Origin of the sequence: Nostoc sp. KVJ20, from assembly GCF_001712795.1 — a bacterium.
Taxonomy (GTDB): Bacteria; Cyanobacteriota; Cyanobacteriia; order Cyanobacteriales; family Nostocaceae; genus Nostoc.
The window spans coordinates 1-17,654 of sequence record NZ_KV757549.1; the positions used below are offsets into that span (position 1 = coordinate 1).

Below are 17,654 nucleotides of genomic sequence, written 5' to 3' on the forward strand. Positions count from 1 at the left end.
CCCCTTGCAAAGGGGAGGGAACCGGATTGATTTCTTTTTCCCCCCTTTGCAAGCTACGGTGTACACACAAGTCTGAAATAGCTGATTATCCAAGGTTTTACCCCACCCTAACCCTCCCCTTGAAAAGGGGAGGGAACTGTATTTCTAGTTTCCCCCCTTTGCAAGGGGGGATTAAGGGGGGTAATTCGACTTGTGTGTACACTGTAGCCTTTGCAAGGGGGGATTAAGGGGGGTAATTCGATTTGTGTGTACACTGTAGCCGTAGCCTTTTTAAGGGGGGTTGGGGGGATCTAAGACTTTGAAAACACGCCCTAGGTGCAAGATGTGAGTTAACCTACCTTATTAATGTATGGGCTTGTCAACTTATCCAACTGCTGAATCAACAGACTAAGGAACAATCCTACATCTGTCACTACACCCACCGATTCTACAGAACCGCGATCGCTTAATTTAGTTACCACAGCTGGATTAATATCCACACACACCATCTTCACACCAGCCGGAGTCATATTCCCCACGCCAATTGAGTGCAGCATCGATGACAGCATCAAAATCATCTCTGCACCTTCTAGGTGTTTGGCATATTCTTCCTGTGCTTGAATCAAATCCATTACGGTATCAGGTAAAGGCCCGTCATCCCGAATCGATCCCGCAAGCACAAAAGGCACGTTATTGTGGACACACTCATACATCACGCCACTTTTAATTGCCCCCGCCTCCACAGCTTTGGGAATGCTGCCATAACGGCGGATACTATTAATTACCTTGAGGTGATGGCGGTGTCCACCACGAACGGCGACACCCCGCTTCATGTCTACACCCAAGGAAGTGCCCATGATATTTTGCTCGATGTCGTGAACTGCGATCGCATTTCCACCAAGCAACGCCTGTACATATCCTTCCCGAACTAGTTGCGCCAGATGTTCGCCGCCACCAGTGTGAATTACCACGGGGCCAGCAGTGACAACTACTTTACCGCCAGCATCGCGGATTTTACGTAATTCCCAAGCTACTTGCTCAACCACCAATTCCACGCGCCGTTCGCTGGAAACGCCCGCTGACATGAAGCTGAATTCTTGAGTGCTGCGTTGTTCGCGTGATTCAGTTTTGCGGATGGTGCGGATACCTAACACATCTACAATTACCTGTTCGCCAACTTCTAAATCGCGGAGGATTTTACACCGAGCAACTAAACCAGAGGGAGTTTGAGTAATTGCGATCGCGCCATCCATCCGCTGATTTTCTACCTTCACCCACTGACCTTTAATTCGGACTTCGGTAGGATAAATTGTACTGACGTAGAAATCATCAGGCGCAACCCCATTTTGGATCACAGGCTCCAAAATTGCATCTCGCTCATCATGGGGTAAATCTACTGCACCCAAATCAATCAATAGGGAGATGATTTCTTCCATCACCTCATGAGATGGTGCTGATACCCTCACCTCTGCGGCTGAAGTACTTTGCCGTTGTTCTCCCAAGTTGAAATTCAGGACTTGGAAGCTTCCCCCGGCATCTATAATCAAATCCAAGGCGCGGTTAATTAAGCCAGCATCCAGCAAATGTCCTTCCATGCGAATGATACGGCTTTCTACCGAGACATTGGCATGAATTTCATCTCTAACTGGCTCTGTTACCCGCAAAGTTAAGCATTTAGCCGCACCACCAGCTTTGAGAAATTCCGTCAGTGGTGTTTCCAGCACTTGGAAACCTAAATCTGCAAGGCGGGTTTTCAAAGCTTCACTCGCCTTGTTCATGATCACAATGCTGTCCACATTCACCGCATTACAAGCGAAGTTGACTGCATCGGCTTCAGCAAGGGCGATTCGCTTTTCGGGTGCGACTCGCATTTCAATTAAGCGGTTGGAGTAAGAATCAAAAGCACCTGGATAGTACAGCAAATAGCCATTTGCTAAGGGACAAAAACAGGTATCCAGGTGATAGAAACGTTCGTCTATAAGTCGCAGAGAGAGAACCTCAATATCCAGCCATTTAGCTAGATAAGGGTGAGAATCTAATTCCGAGCGGAAACCGTATCCCGCCCATAACCAGCGTCCTTCCCGATCTAGCAGTGCATCTCCTGCTCCCTCAAAGGGCAAATCTTTAGGAAGTTCATTAACTGTATAACCATTTTCCTCAAACCATTGTTTGAAGAAAGGTTCCTCTCCCTGACGTTCTTTATGCAAAAAGCGACTGAGGACGACAGTATCCCCCAGTACTAAGCCAGCGTTGGCGGTAAAAACCAAATCAGGCCAACCTTTTTCCGGTGATACTAAGTCTACAATGGCGTGTTGTTTCAGAATCTCGTGTAGTCCTTTCCACTGTTCCACGGCGCGATCGCGCGATGATTTGTGAATATTCCCTTCCATCCAAGGATTAATCACATAGTCCACATCGTAGTGGTCAGGAGGACACATTAAAAAGCGAATCCGGGAAGTCATAAAAATCTTACAAGCGTTTTATATGCTACAAGCTTACTTTGAATACAGATTTTTGTTTTTCTACACTTGGTAAAATCTGCTACTAAAGCTTCTACCTTTTGATAGTTGAAGGCTTTACAAAGGCTTCGTTATTAATTCTATTACTCGAAGAAGGTAATAAGTACAGAAGGTGGCAAAATGCCAATAATGTCAAAACTGCTCGGTTAAGGAGCAAGAAAAAACACCATGATAAGCAGCAGATAGCAAATATTGGTGGCGATCGCTCTTTTCCTCTATCTACTTTGCACCAAAATACGGGCGTCCGAAGTCAAGAAAATTTTTTCCCCTAACTTCGGGCCAGGTATGTACCAAAAAACTCGACCAATGACAAATGACAAATGATAAATCAACGCGATGTGCAACTTAAGAGGATGTTTTAAAAGTCCTCTTGTCGGTAACAAAAGGTTTTAGATCCCCCTAAATTCCCCTTAAAAAGGGGGACTTTGATTCCGGTTCCCCCCTTTTTAAGGGGGGTTAGGGGGGATCTAAACGTGTCTAAAATCACACCAAAATACTTTTAAAACAACCTCTAATATTCTGACCTCTCTCCTAAAAGGAGAGAGGCTTTGATTTTTGCTCCCCTTCCCTACAAGGGAAGGGGTTGGGGGTTAGGTTTGAGATAAAGTCGCACATGGTCAATCAAGCAGCAACTACATAAGGCGAGTTGATCGCTACTACACGACCAGCATCTACCAAAGCTTGATAGACGATCGCCGCTACTTCACCGCGTGTAGCATCGCGGGTAGGATTGAGTTGTTTCAGGTTCGGGTAATTGACGATAATTTCCTTGTCTATAGCTTTTATTACCTCATCCTTGGCATATTCAGGAATCTTAGCTTGGTCATCAAAAACTTTGATGTTTGCTGTACCATCAGCAGATAACTTCAGTCCATTTACCAGAGAGACAATCACTTGCACGCGCTGAATATTTTTGTTAGGGCCAAAGGTATTGTCGGGAAAACCAGAGAGAAATGAACCTTGATATGCCTGCTCAATAACTTTAGATGCCCAGAAGTCTGCTGGTACATCTTTGAATTTGATCACCGCGCGGTTAGGCGATGGGTTGAAAGCTTTTACCAGTAATGCAGCGTATTGTGCCCGTGTCATAGTTGCATCGGGTTTAAATGTGCGATCGGGGAAACCGTTAATTATCCCCAATTTGACTAATTCCCGAATAAACCCACCTGCCCAATGATTCGCAATATCGGTTAATTCTATAGTAGGTGTGGGAGTTGGAGTCGGTGTTGGAGTCGGTGTGGGTGTTGGTGTGGGAGTAGGCGTTGGTGTTGGAGTCGGTGTTGGAGTTGGTGTTGGAGTCGGTGTTGGAGTTGGAGTTGGCGTGGGTGTTGGCGTGGGTGTTGGCGTGGGCGTTGGTGTTGGAACCGAACTATCTGCAAACTCTACATTTCCAGTGACTTTAGACGCATCTATTTTATTTCCTAGAGAAATCAGCTTATTGGAACTGGCATTTTGCAAATCAAATTTACCGTTATTGCGTAAAGTATTGCCTCCTGGATTATTGGTACTGCCGATATCTGGTAGAGCAGTTCCAATTACTGTGATGCCATCGTCAGTATTATTTTCACAGACATTATTACGTAATAGAGGACGAGAACTACCAGAGATAACAATTCCAGAACGGTTTTCGTAAATTCTGTTATCTCGAAGGATGGGTGATGCAGTATCACTAATAGCGATGCCAAAACCTGTTTTGAAGAAGGTATTATTTTCAATTTGGCCTTTGGAATTTTTTGCGATCGCAATTCCATTGGCTGCATTTTCACTAAAAACATTACCTAGAATAACTGGGTTAGCCTCACCTGTAGCAAATACTCCCTCTCGCTTACAGTTTTTGAAGGTGCTATTAGCAACAGTAGGGGCAGTTGATTCAATCCAGACACCACTACCACGACTAGCCAGATTTGTTACAGTCACTCCCCGCACCTCGGCTTTATCCAACAGCACAAATGTGACATTCTGACCAGCAAAAGTACGGCTTAGATAATTACCACTCCCTTCAATCAAAATGCGATCGCCTTTGTTGACTTCACTACCCACCACTGTCACCCCAGATGGAACTGTTAGCGGAAAAACTTCACCGCTAGCAGCATTGTAATTACCATCTGCTAGTTGAATCTTAGTATCAACAGTAGCTACCTTGAGGGCTTGGGTAATAGTTTTGAAGGGGGCTTGTTGGCTACCTGGGTTAGTATCGCTGCCTGATACTGAATTTACGTAAAAATTTTGAGCCATATTTATACTTTAGTAAAATACATAGCTATCCTAGCGCTAACTATGAAAGCAAGTAGCGTTTGATGCATTAAGTAACTTTAAGTACTTCTCACTGCAAAGTTAAAAAATTATTCATCCGAGCAGGGTTTGACTTTTTCTGCCACCATCTCTAATAGTCTGTCAAATTCATTTTGATGGTTAGAGAGACGCGATAAATCGCCGTCTCTACAAAGAATTTATCCGTCAATTAGTTATTGACAGACTACTATAGCAAATAAGATTCCCGACTTTTCAAAGAAGTTAGGGATCTGAATCTCTCGATTTTCACAACTCATTTAGGATCGCTATAGTTTCGCCTAAATACTATTTTATTCTCAATAAGACTCTGTTAAAAAAGAGAGAAGCAGGGAGAAGAGTTTCCCCTCTGCCTCTTTCCCCTCATTTCCTCTTAATAAGGCCACTTCCAATCACGAATTTCCGGCATATCGTCGCCGTACTTCTCAATGTAGTGCTTGTGTTCGATCAGCTTATCTTGCATTTGCTGTTTGACATAAGCTGCCTTGTATCCTAATTTCGGCACACGATTAATTACATCAATTACCAAATGGAAGCGATCTAGATCGTTAAGCACAACCATATCAAAGGGGGTGGTGGTAGTTCCCTCTTCCTTGTAGCCACGCACATGGAGGTTTTTGTGATTAGTTTGGCGATAGGTTAGGCGATGAATCAGCCAAGGATAGCCATGAAAGGCAAAGATAATTGGTTTATCGGTGGTGAAAATTGTGTCAAAGTCTTTTTCACTTAAACCGTGGGGATGTTCGCTTTTTGGCTGTAGTGTCATCAAATCGACTACATTCACTACCCGCACCTTTAAGTCGGGGAAGTGCTGGCGCAGAATGTCTACAGCCGCCAAGGTTTCTAAGGTGGGAATATCCCCAGCACAACCCAGGACTACATCTGGTTCACCGCCTTTGTCGTTGCTTGCCCATTCCCAAATACCGATACCTTTGGTGCAGTGCTTGATAGCAGCATCCATATTGAGATATTGCAATGCGGGTTGCTTACCAGCAACGATGACGTTGACATAGTTGCGGCTTCTCAAGCAGTGGTCAGTTACCGATAGCAAAGTGTTGGCATCGGGGGGCAAATAAACGCGAACGATCTCTGCTTTCTTATTGATTACATGGTCAATAAAACCGGGGTCTTGGTGGGAAAAGCCGTTATGGTCTTGTCGCCAAACGTGGGATGTGAGTAGGTAATTCAGAGAAGCAATTGGTCTACGCCAGGGAATATCTCTGGTTGTTTTCAGCCATTTGGCGTGCTGATTGAACATCGAGTCAATGATGTGGATGAACGCCTCATAGCAAGAGAAAAATCCGTGGCGTCCTGTAAGGAGGTAACCTTCTAACCATCCTTGACAACAAGTTTCGCTCAGAATTTCCATCACCCGGCCATCGGGGGAAAGGTGGTCATCTTCTGGGAGGTGCTGGGCTACCCAAGTCCGGTCTGTGACTTCTAACACACCACCTAAGCGATTCGATGCTGTTTCGTCGGGGCCGACGATGCGGAAGTTGCGGCTTTCTTGGTTAAGTCGCATGATATCCCGCAGGAAAATTCCTGCAACTTGGGTAGCTTCAGCGATCGCTTTCCCTGGTTCAGAAACATCTACAGCATAGTCTTGAAAATCGGGCATCTTCAGGTCATGCAGCAAGATACCGCCGTTAGCGTGGGGATTGTCACCCATGCGTCGATGCCCTTTGGGGGCTAGTTCTGCTAGTTCGGGAATTAGTTTACCGTTAGCGTCGAAGAGTTCTTCTGGCTGGTAACTCTTCATCCAATCTTCTAGGAGTCTTAGGTGGTCTGGCTGTTTGGCGATATTGCCAAAGGGAACTTGGTGCGATCGCCAATAACCTTCGGTTTTTTTACCATCTACTTCTTTAGGCCCTGTCCAACCTTTGGGGGTTTTCATCACAATCATCGGCCACTGGGGACGTTCAGTGAAACCATGTACACGGGCTTCTCTTTGGATACTTTGAATTTCTGCGATCACTATATCTAGAGTCGCCGCCATCTGCTGGTGGACATCTGCGGGATCATCACCTTCAACAAAGTAGGGCTTGTAGCCGTAGCCTACAAATAAGCTTTCTAATTCCTCATGGCTGATACGTGCCAATACTGTTGGGTTAGCAATTTTATACCCATTCAAGTGGAGGATCGGCAGTACAGCCCCATCATGCACAGGGTTAAGAAACTTGTTGGAATGCCAGCTAGTTGCTAAAGCACCTGTTTCAGCTTCGCCGTCACCCACAACAGCAGCAACGATTAAGTCAGGGTTATCAAAGGCAGCACCAAAAGCGTGGACAAGGGCATAACCTAGTTCCCCACCTTCGTGAATGGAACCGGGGGTTTCCGGTGCAACGTGGCTGGGAATCCCACCTGGGAAAGAGAACTGTTTGAAGAGTTTCCCGATTCCTTCAGCATCCTGAGAAATGTTGTGGTAATACTCAGTGTAAGTGCCTTCTAGGTAGGTATTGGCTACCAATCCAGGGCCTCCATGACCAGGCCCAGCAATATAGATGGTGTTGAGGTCATATTTTTTGATGACCCGATTCAGGTGAACATAGATAAAGTTCAGCCCTGGTGTTGTTCCCCAGTGTCCCAAGAGTCTGGGTTTAACGTGTTCCAGCTTTAGCGGTTCTCTCAGTAGCGGATTGTCGAGTAGATATATTTGCCCAACTGAAAGATAGTTAGCTGCACGCCAGTAGGCGTTTATCTTCCGTAATTCTTCATCTGTTAAAGGCTTTGTTTGTGGAGTCGTTGCTAATGTCATTTCGATACTCCATTCCAAAAGGTTTTTGACGGGTTCATCAGTAAGCAATTATACTTGTTTTTCAAATGATAGCCATCTAACCCACGATGAATTTTTCCAGCCTTAGTGACTAAATTCCTTGGTTTGGGATTTTGACGGTTAGAGAGACGCGATAAATCGCCGTCAAGACGAAAGATTGATCATTAGACCTCTTGCAAAAGTGCTTTTTGCAAGAGGGGGAAAAGGGTAAAGGTTAAAGGGAAAGGGGGCAATACAGAACTTTTTCCCCTTCCCCCCGCCCCTTTAACCGACTTATGCAAGAAGTCTATTCTAGAGACGGCGATTTATCGTAAATTCAAGGGTTTAAGTCCCCAACCATTACACGTAGTATCAGTTGAGTTGGGGTTTAAATCCCTAACTCCAACTGTCTTTAATTTTGAATTTTGAATTTTGAATTGTTAACGCGTCTTTGGATCTAGAATTTTCATCAAAAAACCTTAACCGAACCGCATAATGTATTTTATTCAGTTTGATTTATTTATTAATAAATCAAACTGCTCTGTCTTGAAAAGTATGAATTATCAATTAATAATTATTTGCTCAAAATAGGTCTAAGTTTAAATATTACCCGCTTGAAAAATTTGTTGAGCAGTTAAATTTAAATCTGGAAATGTTGGGGACTGGATCAGGTCAGTATCTCGAAACTTGCTCACTTGATATTCACCTTCATCCAAAGAACAAACTAAGAGCGTAGGTTGCTTTGGTTTGCCAATAAACTCCCTACCACCGAAAGCAGCATAATCAACAATCCAGTACTCAGTAATTCCCATTTCTTCATAATCGGCGTATTTTTTGAGATAGTCATCACGCCAATTTGTACTAACAACTTCAACAATTACAGGAATTGATGCAGGTTGAATAACAGTAGATTCTTTTTTCCACAGAGGTTCATTTATCAAATTAGGGCGATTCAACAACAGCACATCTGGCGAGTAACCTGATTCATTTACAGGTGCTTTGACTAGTGCTGTCTTGGGTATAAAGTAGGGGAGATTTAAACGGATACATTCTCTAGTAAGTTCAAAAGCTAAAAATCCTGTTACCTCTTCATGGTCTCCTACAGGTTGAGGCATCTTAACAATTGTTCCGTTGTGCAATTCATAGCGCTCATTATCTGGTTTCCACTTGACAAATTCTTCAAAAGTTACAATTTTTGGTAAAGCTTGAGTCACGTCGCTTTGCTCCGAATTAAAAATTAAAAATTACCATTCAATTAATGACTTAATTATTAATTTCCAATAACCCAGGCGGTGGCGTGATTTCAATGCGATTAGATTTCAAGTCTACAACTGGTGCGATCGCTTCCACAAATGGAATCAAAGCAGTCTTTTGCTTTTTGTCATTTGTCATTTGTCCTTTGTCATTCGCAAATGATTCATGCAACTTGACTTCTAACAAATCATTCCCCGCCGGGATGATGTCTACCACCGTACCAACGAGTTCGCCAGATGCTTGCATGAAGACTTCCAAGCCAATCAAATCAAGGACATGATATTCATCTTCGCCTAATTGGGGGCGATCGCTTGCTGGCACCATTAACGTACAACCGCGCAACGCCTCCGCCTGATCGCAATTTTCTACGCCAGCCAATTTAATCACATACAAGTTTTTGTTACTGATATAACGTCCTGTCAATAATTCGATTGGTTGTGGTTCCGTCTCACCAGAACGCAACAACCAACGTTTTCCCGGCACCTCAAATCTTTCGGGAAAGTCTGATACAGGGTAAACCCGTAATTCTCCAGACAATCCTTGAGGGGAAACAATCTTACCAATTTCTAGCCAATTATCGAGATTGGGGATTGGGGATTGGGGACTGGGAACTAGGGGCTGGGGATTAGGGGCTGGAGATTGGACATTTTTAATTTTTGAATTTCCTCCTACTCTCTTGCCCCTCTGCTTCTCTGTCCCTCTGCCTCCAATATCTTTATTAGCTTCTTCGTGTTTCATTTCCATCTTTCTTACTAGTACAACACGGTGGAAATAAACCACCTATTTCAAATCAATGAAACGCTTAGGCTGTATTCATTTTTAATTTTTAATTTTTAATTTTTAATTCCGCCTTGCGGTGCTAGGCAGTTACAGCCGCACGCTTATAAGCTTCCTCAGTCACTTTTGCTAGACGTTGCATTGCTGTGGCAATCTCTTCATCGCTACCGGTAAGGCTGATGCGGAAACATTGGTGTTTGTGCGCCCACTCTTCCTCTAATCCAGGGAAGAAGGTACTTCCAGGGACAATAATCACACCTACTTGTTTTAATTGCTGGTAAAATTCCCAGTCGCTAATGGGTAAATCCTGTAACCACAACCAAGCAAAAATTGCCCCTTCACCGCGATGGAGAAACCAAGCTAAATCCTTGGGCATGGCTTGTTCTAAGCTGGTTTCTAAAACGGTAAATTTATTTTGGTAAAAAGGACGGATGACAGTGTGAGAAATGTCCACCAAGCGGCCAGAATTAATTGCAAGAGCTGCGATCGCTTGGCCGTAACGTGAAGAATGGAGGCTCATATTTGCCTGAAAACACTCCAGCACTTCAATCCACTTTTCATCCCCAATGGCAATACCAATCCTTTCTCCTGGTAATCCCGCTTTCGATAAACTCATACAGTGGAGAATATTATCACCAAACACTGGTGTCATTTCGGTAAAGTTTAATGCGGGGAAGGGAGGTGCATAAGCTGAGTCAATTAAGACTGGCAGATTATAAGGCGCAGCCAGGGCAGCAATCTTTTTCACCTCATCATCAGTGAGGACATTACCAGTGGGATTACAGGGGCGAGAGAAGAGAACACAACCTGTATTTTCTGTAATTGATAGTTGGCTGAAGTCGGGGCGATATTTAAATCGGTGGGCGGCTTCATCAATATCGAGAGTCGGTTTGTAAGCAATTAAGGCTTTTGGAACTAAGCAGATACCGCCGTAACCTGTGTAGTCAGGGCTGAGGGGCAAAACGATTTGTTTTAACTCGCCGCTAGGGGTATAGCCACCGAAGCTATTTACAGCGTAGAAGTAGAGGGTTTGACTACCGGGTGTAATAAGGATATTGCGATCGCTTAAGTTTAACCCGTAGCGTTTGTTAAAATCATTTGCGATCGCTTCAATTAATGGTGCATAACCCTGACTTGAGCCGTAGCGACAAACTACCTCACCATATTCTGGACTAGCGAGAAGTTGTGCAGTGCAATCCCGCCATAATTGTTCTACCTCTGGCAAAATCAACGGATTACCAGCACTCAAATTAATAAACTGCTGCCCTGCACCCGCTCGTAATGTTTCGATAATATCCTTCATGATTGCTCTGACGCCAGTCAGGTTGGACATTTGAGCGCCAATTTGTGTTAGGGCAGGGTTCATAAGCTGTGACAAAATGTATTAATTGAGGGGTGAACAAATTATTTGGGAGTTGCTGCTGACATCCAGTTTACATCGTTGTCAAAACGGCTGTTGCCGTCTTTAACCAATCTAGCTAGAGAATGATATTTTAACAAAGTAATAATATTTATCGTTATAGTGGCGATCGCGCTTAGTAAATCTGATGAAGTGATACAAAAGTGTATCATCCGCTCAATACAGATGATGGGAAGTGAGGGAGATGGGGGAGATGAGGAGGCAGGGGAGCAGGGGAAGTAGGGGAGCAGGGGAAGATGAGGGAGATTGAGAATAACTAATATAAACAATTCCCAATTCCCAATGCCCAATGCCCAATGCCCCATGCCCAATGACAAATGACAAAACTATACAGGAGTGCTGACATTGGAAGTTAAAGCAGCAGTAGCTTACAGTGCAGGTAAGCCGTTAACGATTGAAAACGTTCAACTATCGGGGCCAAAAGCCGGCGAAGTTTTAGTTGAGGTTAAAGCCAGCGGGGTTTGTCATACGGACGCTTTTACCTTATCTGGTGATGATCCCGAAGGTTTGTTTCCGGCAATTTTGGGACATGAAGGTGCTGGTGTAGTAGTGGAAGTAGGGGCCGGTGTCACCAGTCTTAAACCAGGGGATCATGTGATTCCCCTATACACTCCCGAATGTCGCCAGTGCGAATATTGTTTGAGTTTTAAAACTAATCTCTGTCAAGCTATTCGCCTAACTCAAGGACGCGGTGTTATGCCCGATGGCACTAGTCGCTTCAGTCTCGATGGGCAAATGATTCATCATTATATGGGTACATCCACTTTTGCCAACTATACGGTGCTGCCGGAAATCGCCTTGGCAAAAATTCGAGAAGACGCCCCATTTGATAAGGTTTGCTACATTGGCTGTGGTGTAACTACTGGTGTTGGTGCAGTTATCAATACTGCCAAGGTGGAACCTGGGGCAAATGTCGTAGTTTTTGGCTTGGGTGGTATTGGCTTAAATGTCATCCAGGCGGCGCGGATGGTGGGGGCGAATATGATTGTCGGGGTGGATATTAATCCCAGCAAACGCGCTTTAGCAGAAAAATTTGGGATGACGCATTTTGTCAATCCCCAGGAAGTAGAAGGTGATTTAGTTCCTTATCTGGTTGATTTAACAAAAGGCGGCGCTGATTACAGTTTTGAATGTATCGGTAATGTCAAAATTATGCGTCAAGCATTAGAATGCTGCCACAAAGGTTGGGGTGTCAGTGTGATTATCGGCGTTGCTGGTGCTGGACAGGAAATCAGTACTCGTCCTTTTCAACTAGTAACTGGGCGCGTTTGGAAAGGTTCGGCATTCGGTGGTGCGAGAGGACGTACAGATGTGCCAAAAATTGTTGATTGGTATATGGAAGGTAAGATAAATATTGATGATTTAATTACTCATGTGATGCCCATTGAGCAAATTAATGATGCTTTTGAATTGATGCACAAAGGTGAATCAATTCGGAGTGTGGTAACTTTCTAATTCATAATTCGTGATTCGTAACTGATGCTTATGCAGACAGTACTGTATCAAATAAGGTTTAAATCTCTATCTTAAGCGTAATTATGAATTATGAATTTAAAAATTTTGTAGACACTACAAACCTGAAAAACTAAAAAGAAGCTGATGCAAAACTTCTATGAAGCAGACTTTTACAGTTGGACTCAAGAACAGGCTAACCTTTTGCGTCATCACCAATGGAACCAGCTTGACTTACCCAATTTAATTGAGGAAATCGAATCTTTGGGAAGAAAGGAACGCCAAGAATTGAGAAATCGTCTTAGTATATTAATTGGACATTTGCTCAAATGGGAATTTCAACCAAATCAACGCAGTCGTAGTTGGTTAGCAACAATTAGAGTACAACGACGGGAAATTATCAAGTTGTTGAGCGAAAATCCTAGTCTGAAACCTTACCTTGAAGAAGCACTCCAGGAATCTTATGAAAATGGTAGGGATTTAGCATCAGGAGAAACAAATTTGCCACTCTCAACTTTTCCCCAGCAATGTTTATATACTTTTGAGGAAATTTTGAGCGATCGCTTTTATCCGGGTGAACCTGCGACAGATGATTTAATGGGATAAAAGCGATGTTTAGGACGGGCTACGCTTACGCACTCATAAGATAGTATTGATCAATTTCTGCTGTAAGTATTTCAAAGTCCACAGGCTTGGTTAAGTGGCATTTAAAACCAGACTTAAGCGCAAGTTCCTTATCCATTTGGCCACCGTAGCCGGTGAGCGCAATCAGAATTGAGCGAGTAAATTTGGAGTCTTTACTCAGTTCTTGTGCAACGGCGAATCCATCCATCTCAGGAAGCCCGATGTCACAAATAATCACATTAGGCTCCAACTGTCTTGCAGTTTCTAACCCTAAAATTCCATTCTTGGCAATGGAAACTTCATGCCCAAAATGCTCAAGTACTGCTTGTAATGATACGGCTGAATCGTCGTTATCTTCGATGACTAAAATCTTCAACGATTTTTTAGCCGCCTCTATAATCTCTTGGTCGTTATCTAAGGTTGTAATATCCTCGCATACAGGGAGAGTAACTTTGAATTCTGCTCCCAAATTAATCCCTCTACTTGAGGCTTCAACATTACCACCATGAAGTTCCACAAGACTTTTTACTACCGAGAGTCCCAAACCTAGCCCGCCCCTGGAACGATCTAAACTGCGATCGGCTTGGGTAAATGGCTCGAAGAGTTCTGGTAAAATTGTCGGGTCTATCCCTATTCCTGAATCTCTTACAGTTAAGGCCGCTACACTCCCTAAGCCATTTTCACTGGGAATAAATGACAAATTCACCCAAATCGTCCCATCTGGCTGGGAAAACTTTAAGGCGTTATCAAGCAGGTTTCCAAAGATTTGGAAGAAGCGGGTGGAGTCCACATAAGCCCACACGGGTGTGTTTGGCAAGTCTTGTACTACAGTAAGATTCGATCTATTTATTGCTTCTGTATGATCATTAAGACTCTGGCGAACTAAATCCACCAGATTCAACTTCTCAAGGTTTAATGAAATTTTCCCGTAGGTGATAGACGATACGTCGAGTAACTCATCGATCAATTTTGAGAGGTGCTTAATCTGGTGTTGCATCATTAAAACTGTTTCCCCGACTGCACCAGTCTGGCCCAGCTTCAATTTGAGAAGCTGAACGCCGTTGGAGATGGGGGCAACAGGATTCCTCAGTTCGTGAGCTAGCATTGCAATGAATTTGTCTTTTAGGGCGTTTTGATTCGTAAGTTTCTGGAAAAGTTGAACGTTGGCGATCGCAACTGCTGTAGTATCAGTAAGAATCTCAAGTAGTTCTATTTCTTCGGGCGTGGCTCGATGTTGTGTACTCCAGTAGGCTCCAATTGCACCTAGTGGATCAGCAACCCGTATGGGAACCATCACTAAACTTTTGACGAAAGTTACTTTGTATGCATCAATCGGGATTCGAGCATCCTGATAAATATCTTCAATCACGGCTGCTTGTTTATTGAGCATTGCCCAACCGGAGATGCAAGATTTCAGCGGAAAACGCATACCTTTCCAAAGTGGCCCGATGGCGTTTTCATCGACATAGTGGCAACATTCACCATCCCGCAGCACAAAAGTTACTCCATCAGCATTTGTGAGATCGCGAGCCGCCAAACGCACAATTTCAATAATTTCCTCAATAGTCCGCACACTGGCTAAATCCTTCACGACCGCAAGCAGGCTATTGTAAGACGAAATGCTATATCTTTGATGTGAATTTTGTTCTTTAGAGATGGAGGTTTGTAATATATTTTTCATAAATAACTCCGAAGAAAAAGGGCGTCTGATTCAGGAGGCAGGAGGCAGGGGGCAGGAGGCAGGAGGAACCCACGTTTAAAAACATGGGATTGAAGTAAGGACGCTTTATACCGGACTTCGTGTCGCTACGCTAACGCGCTACGCGTCTCGGTACAATTCTTTTTTTTAAACTGGGCTTTAGACTCAGCAACTTTAGTTTTAATTGATAGTCCTAACCTCCTGCCCTCTGCCTCCTAACTCCTGCCTTTTTTGTAAAGAAAGCGGGTAGGTTTCAGCAGACACCTACTCTTAATCGTAATTTTAACTTTGATGTTAGGAGTACGACCCGACACCACATTTTTTATTTGTGATTTTGTTAGTATAATTACGCTATTTTTCAGTAAAAATAATCGCAAATATGCTTAAGAAGACGCGATAAATAGCCGTCTCTACAAGACGCGATAAATCGCCGTCTCTACAAGTGTTTTTGTCTTATCTGAACTGTATTGAGGTATAGCCCGTTGTAGACATTGCTTATGGGCATTAATTCCTCAATACAGACAAATTATTTGCCAATTGACAGATAATACTCAAATCGCTCCCGGAGTTGTTCAACTGTTAGATTCTGAGTCCAGTATTCCACTAGGGCGTGACCAAATGCCCAGGCGTTGCGATCGGGTGAAGCGGAGTTTTCTAGCAGTAGCGGCCAGAGGGATAGTAATTCAAAATTTAGTGGGTTAGGGTTGCCTGTATTCAAGAGTGAGAAAAGCTCATATCCCATTTGGAGTTTGCCAATCACAATCGGCAACTGTTCCACAGGAATTTGCTCTGCCAGCATATATGCTAAGGCTGGAGATCCAGTTGAGAGTGTAGAAACAAACTGGAGAACGGGACTTTTGAGAAATGCCGTTAATCCTTGTGTTGTCGTCATCTGGAAGGTGTAGTGGTCGATGATTTTGGCTGCGGCGATGATACGGGCTTCTAGGTTACGCAAAAAGCGGGCGAGACGAAGTTGCTTGCTAGGTGCGATCGCATCCACTAATCCCAATGAAAGCGCTTCTACTCCCCAAGCGGTTCGATTTGTTTTGCTGTCAGTTGTAACCACTGGTAGAACTAGATTACAGAAATTTCCCAGCAGTTTGGCGCGATACTCAGTGGCTTCTCGAATAGAAACTTCTTTGGGGCGATCGCCCCATTCCCAATCATAAGGTGGTTGCCATTCGCGGATGGGACGCAGACGATCTACTTGAGTGACAATTGCGATCGCAGGTAAATCTGCAACTTCTGCTTTAATATCTTGCAAAAAGTCTACATCCATTTGCAGCGCAGGATCGAGGGCAGGGGTAGCTAACAGCAGTAAATCTGCATTGATGGCATAATCAAGCACCAAATTTCGGAGATCGGCACGGTTGACTTGTTCATAACCAGGTGTATCCCAAAGCGTCAAGGTTTCTCCACTTTGAGTCTGCCATTGATAATTTTGAATGCGATCGGTACTGGGTAAAACATCAACGGCTGCGAGATCCGCCTGAAATAGCGTGTTAATCAAGCTACTTTTTCCCGAACCCGTGCGCCCAACCAGCAGAATATTTACGGGTTTTTGCTCAACTGCCTCAGCTGGTTGAGCTTGAGTTAAGATATCTCGGAGTGTTTGGGTTTTTGCCTTCGGTAGAGTTGGTGTGGAAACTACGGTTGCTGAAACTGGTAATGTGCTACGTCCGTAGAGTGCGATCGCTTGTCGGCATAAGTTTCTCAGGGCAGCTTCCCGAAATAACTGGCTCAAATTCCCCAATAATTGCTGAGTTGCTTGGTTACTAGAACCCTGACTGGCTTGTTTTGCCACCGCCGCCACCGGATTTAAAACCCACTGGGCCCAGTTCCAAACCCGCCAGAATTTCCGAGCCGATGGTTCTAACTTCCGGTAGACTTCGTATCCTTGGTATGCTTGTCCAACCGTTACCTGATTGAGGACAGGCGATAACTTTTGCATCCACTGATCCATATCATCCACCGTTCCGCGAATCAGCCCGTAAGCTTGGGGGACGTAAATATTCAGCAGGGGATATTGAATTTGAGGATTGTAGATATGAGCGATCGCTACAACTAAATCTTGGCATCGTGTCCAAAAAGTTTGCCAGTCTTCCCAAATCGGGCGATCGCTTTGTGCTGCTTGCAGAATTTCTTGGAGTGCTGCTTCTGCTTGCTTTGTGGTGTCACTTCCCAGTGTTCGTACAGTATCCTCTACTGTCGATTCTAGTTCTTCTTGGACTTGGGCTAATACAGCTTCTACTTGGTTAACAGCAGGTTGAGTCCATTTCACCAACAGCCAACGCCAACCAACGAATAAAAGGGTGAATACACCCCAAATCCAATTAATGCCCCACGCATGAATTTGCGAACCGGCGGATATCAGTAAAAAAATGATGATAAACGCGATCGGGATTGCTAAAACGACCCACTGCCACGGTTTTAATCGCACCATTGCCCCATACCTGCTTTGGTTAGACTGCTTATACAAATAGTAACTATAGGATTCATATTTGATTTGGTGAAAAAACTCAGTACAACTAAGAAGCCTTCTTGACTGTTACCTATTGCCTATTGCCTGTCTACGCAAATTCCTTCAGAAATCAAAGCGGATTCCTATATGATGCCTTCTCTACGAGAGGCTTTTTTGGCGTTGCATATTTGCGGGATGGGAATCTTGCCATTGGTGTCAACTTAACGCGAAACCGCACGTCCGCCAGGGATTGTAAATCCCTGTCTCATAGCTAAAGTCCTCTGAAGAGGACTTCATAGCGCAAAAATTTTCAGTCTACTTCAGTAGACTTGAGCAATTAGTCAGGGATTTACAATCCCTGGCGGGTGAACAACACCCAATCAGTACGCTATTTTTGGCAAAAGTAGACACCAGTGGCTTTTCGGCCC

Annotated in this window: 12 protein-coding genes; 3 read left to right on the forward strand and 9 right to left on the reverse strand. The window is 44.1% G+C overall.

Annotation, left to right across the window (positions count from 1 at the left end; genetic code table 11):
• Positions 1 to 329: 329 nt before the first annotated feature.
• On the reverse strand, positions 330 to 2,441 hold the full coding sequence (locus tag A4S05_RS02845; RefSeq protein WP_069068313.1) for a bifunctional arginine dihydrolase/ornithine cyclodeaminase: 2,112 nt from the start codon (positions 2,439 to 2,441) through the stop codon (positions 330 to 332).
• A gap of 98 nt (positions 2,442 to 2,539) precedes the next feature.
• Between A4S05_RS02845 and A4S05_RS39970 the strand changes: the two genes are divergently transcribed.
• On the forward strand, positions 2,540 to 2,770 hold the full coding sequence (locus A4S05_RS39970; protein ID WP_141699630.1) for a hypothetical protein: 231 nt from the start codon (positions 2,540 to 2,542) through the stop codon (positions 2,768 to 2,770).
• 349 nt (positions 2,771 to 3,119) lie between these two features.
• Here the strand turns inward: A4S05_RS39970 and A4S05_RS02850 are convergent, their stop codons facing one another.
• From A4S05_RS02850 to A4S05_RS41310, 6 genes are all read right to left on the reverse strand, one after another.
• Positions 3,120 to 4,733, reverse strand: a complete 1,614-nt coding sequence (locus A4S05_RS02850) for a DUF1565 domain-containing protein (protein ID WP_069068314.1) — start codon at positions 4,731 to 4,733, stop codon at positions 3,120 to 3,122.
• A 427-nt stretch (positions 4,734 to 5,160) separates the two neighbouring features.
• Complete coding sequence (locus A4S05_RS02855) at positions 5,161 to 7,542, reverse strand: phosphoketolase family protein (protein WP_069068315.1); 2,382 nt, start codon at positions 7,540 to 7,542, stop codon at positions 5,161 to 5,163.
• Between the two features lie 596 nt (positions 7,543 to 8,138).
• Positions 8,139 to 8,753 (reverse strand): Uma2 family endonuclease, encoded by a 615-nt coding sequence (locus A4S05_RS02860; protein ID WP_069068316.1) that lies wholly within the window; start codon positions 8,751 to 8,753, stop codon positions 8,139 to 8,141.
• A gap of 49 nt (positions 8,754 to 8,802) precedes the next feature.
• Positions 8,803 to 9,531 carry a ribosome maturation factor RimM gene (gene rimM, locus A4S05_RS02865; RefSeq protein ID WP_069068321.1) on the reverse strand — a complete coding sequence of 243 codons (729 nt, stop codon included), beginning with the start codon at positions 9,529 to 9,531 and terminating at the stop codon, positions 8,803 to 8,805.
• Between the two features lie 121 nt (positions 9,532 to 9,652).
• Complete coding sequence (locus tag A4S05_RS02870) at positions 9,653 to 10,936, reverse strand: valine--pyruvate transaminase (protein WP_069068317.1); 1,284 nt, start codon at positions 10,934 to 10,936, stop codon at positions 9,653 to 9,655.
• A gap of 38 nt (positions 10,937 to 10,974) precedes the next feature.
• Positions 10,975 to 11,142 (reverse strand): hypothetical protein, encoded by a 168-nt coding sequence (locus A4S05_RS41310; protein ID WP_176726899.1) that lies wholly within the window; start codon positions 11,140 to 11,142, stop codon positions 10,975 to 10,977.
• Between the two features lie 193 nt (positions 11,143 to 11,335).
• Here A4S05_RS41310 and A4S05_RS02875 point away from each other — a divergent pair, with 193 nt between their 5' ends.
• The gene (locus A4S05_RS02875) at positions 11,336 to 12,445 is read left to right on the forward strand and encodes an S-(hydroxymethyl)glutathione dehydrogenase/class III alcohol dehydrogenase (protein ID WP_069068322.1); all 1,110 of its coding nucleotides are present in this window, start codon (positions 11,336 to 11,338) and stop codon (positions 12,443 to 12,445) included.
• 144 nt (positions 12,446 to 12,589) lie between these two features.
• Positions 12,590 to 13,048, forward strand: coding sequence for a DUF29 domain-containing protein (locus A4S05_RS02880; protein WP_069068318.1), 459 nt, complete (start codon positions 12,590 to 12,592; stop codon positions 13,046 to 13,048).
• Positions 13,049 to 13,073: 25 nt separating this feature from the next.
• Here A4S05_RS02880 and A4S05_RS02885 read toward each other — a convergent pair whose 3' ends face one another.
• The gene (locus A4S05_RS02885; protein WP_069068319.1) at positions 13,074 to 14,747 is read right to left on the reverse strand and encodes a hybrid sensor histidine kinase/response regulator; all 1,674 of its coding nucleotides are present in this window, start codon (positions 14,745 to 14,747) and stop codon (positions 13,074 to 13,076) included.
• A gap of 544 nt (positions 14,748 to 15,291) precedes the next feature.
• Positions 15,292 to 17,208 carry a GTPase family protein gene (locus tag A4S05_RS02890; RefSeq protein WP_069068320.1) on the reverse strand — a complete coding sequence of 639 codons (1,917 nt, stop codon included), beginning with the start codon at positions 17,206 to 17,208 and terminating at the stop codon, positions 15,292 to 15,294.
• Positions 17,209 to 17,654 lie beyond the last annotated feature (446 nt).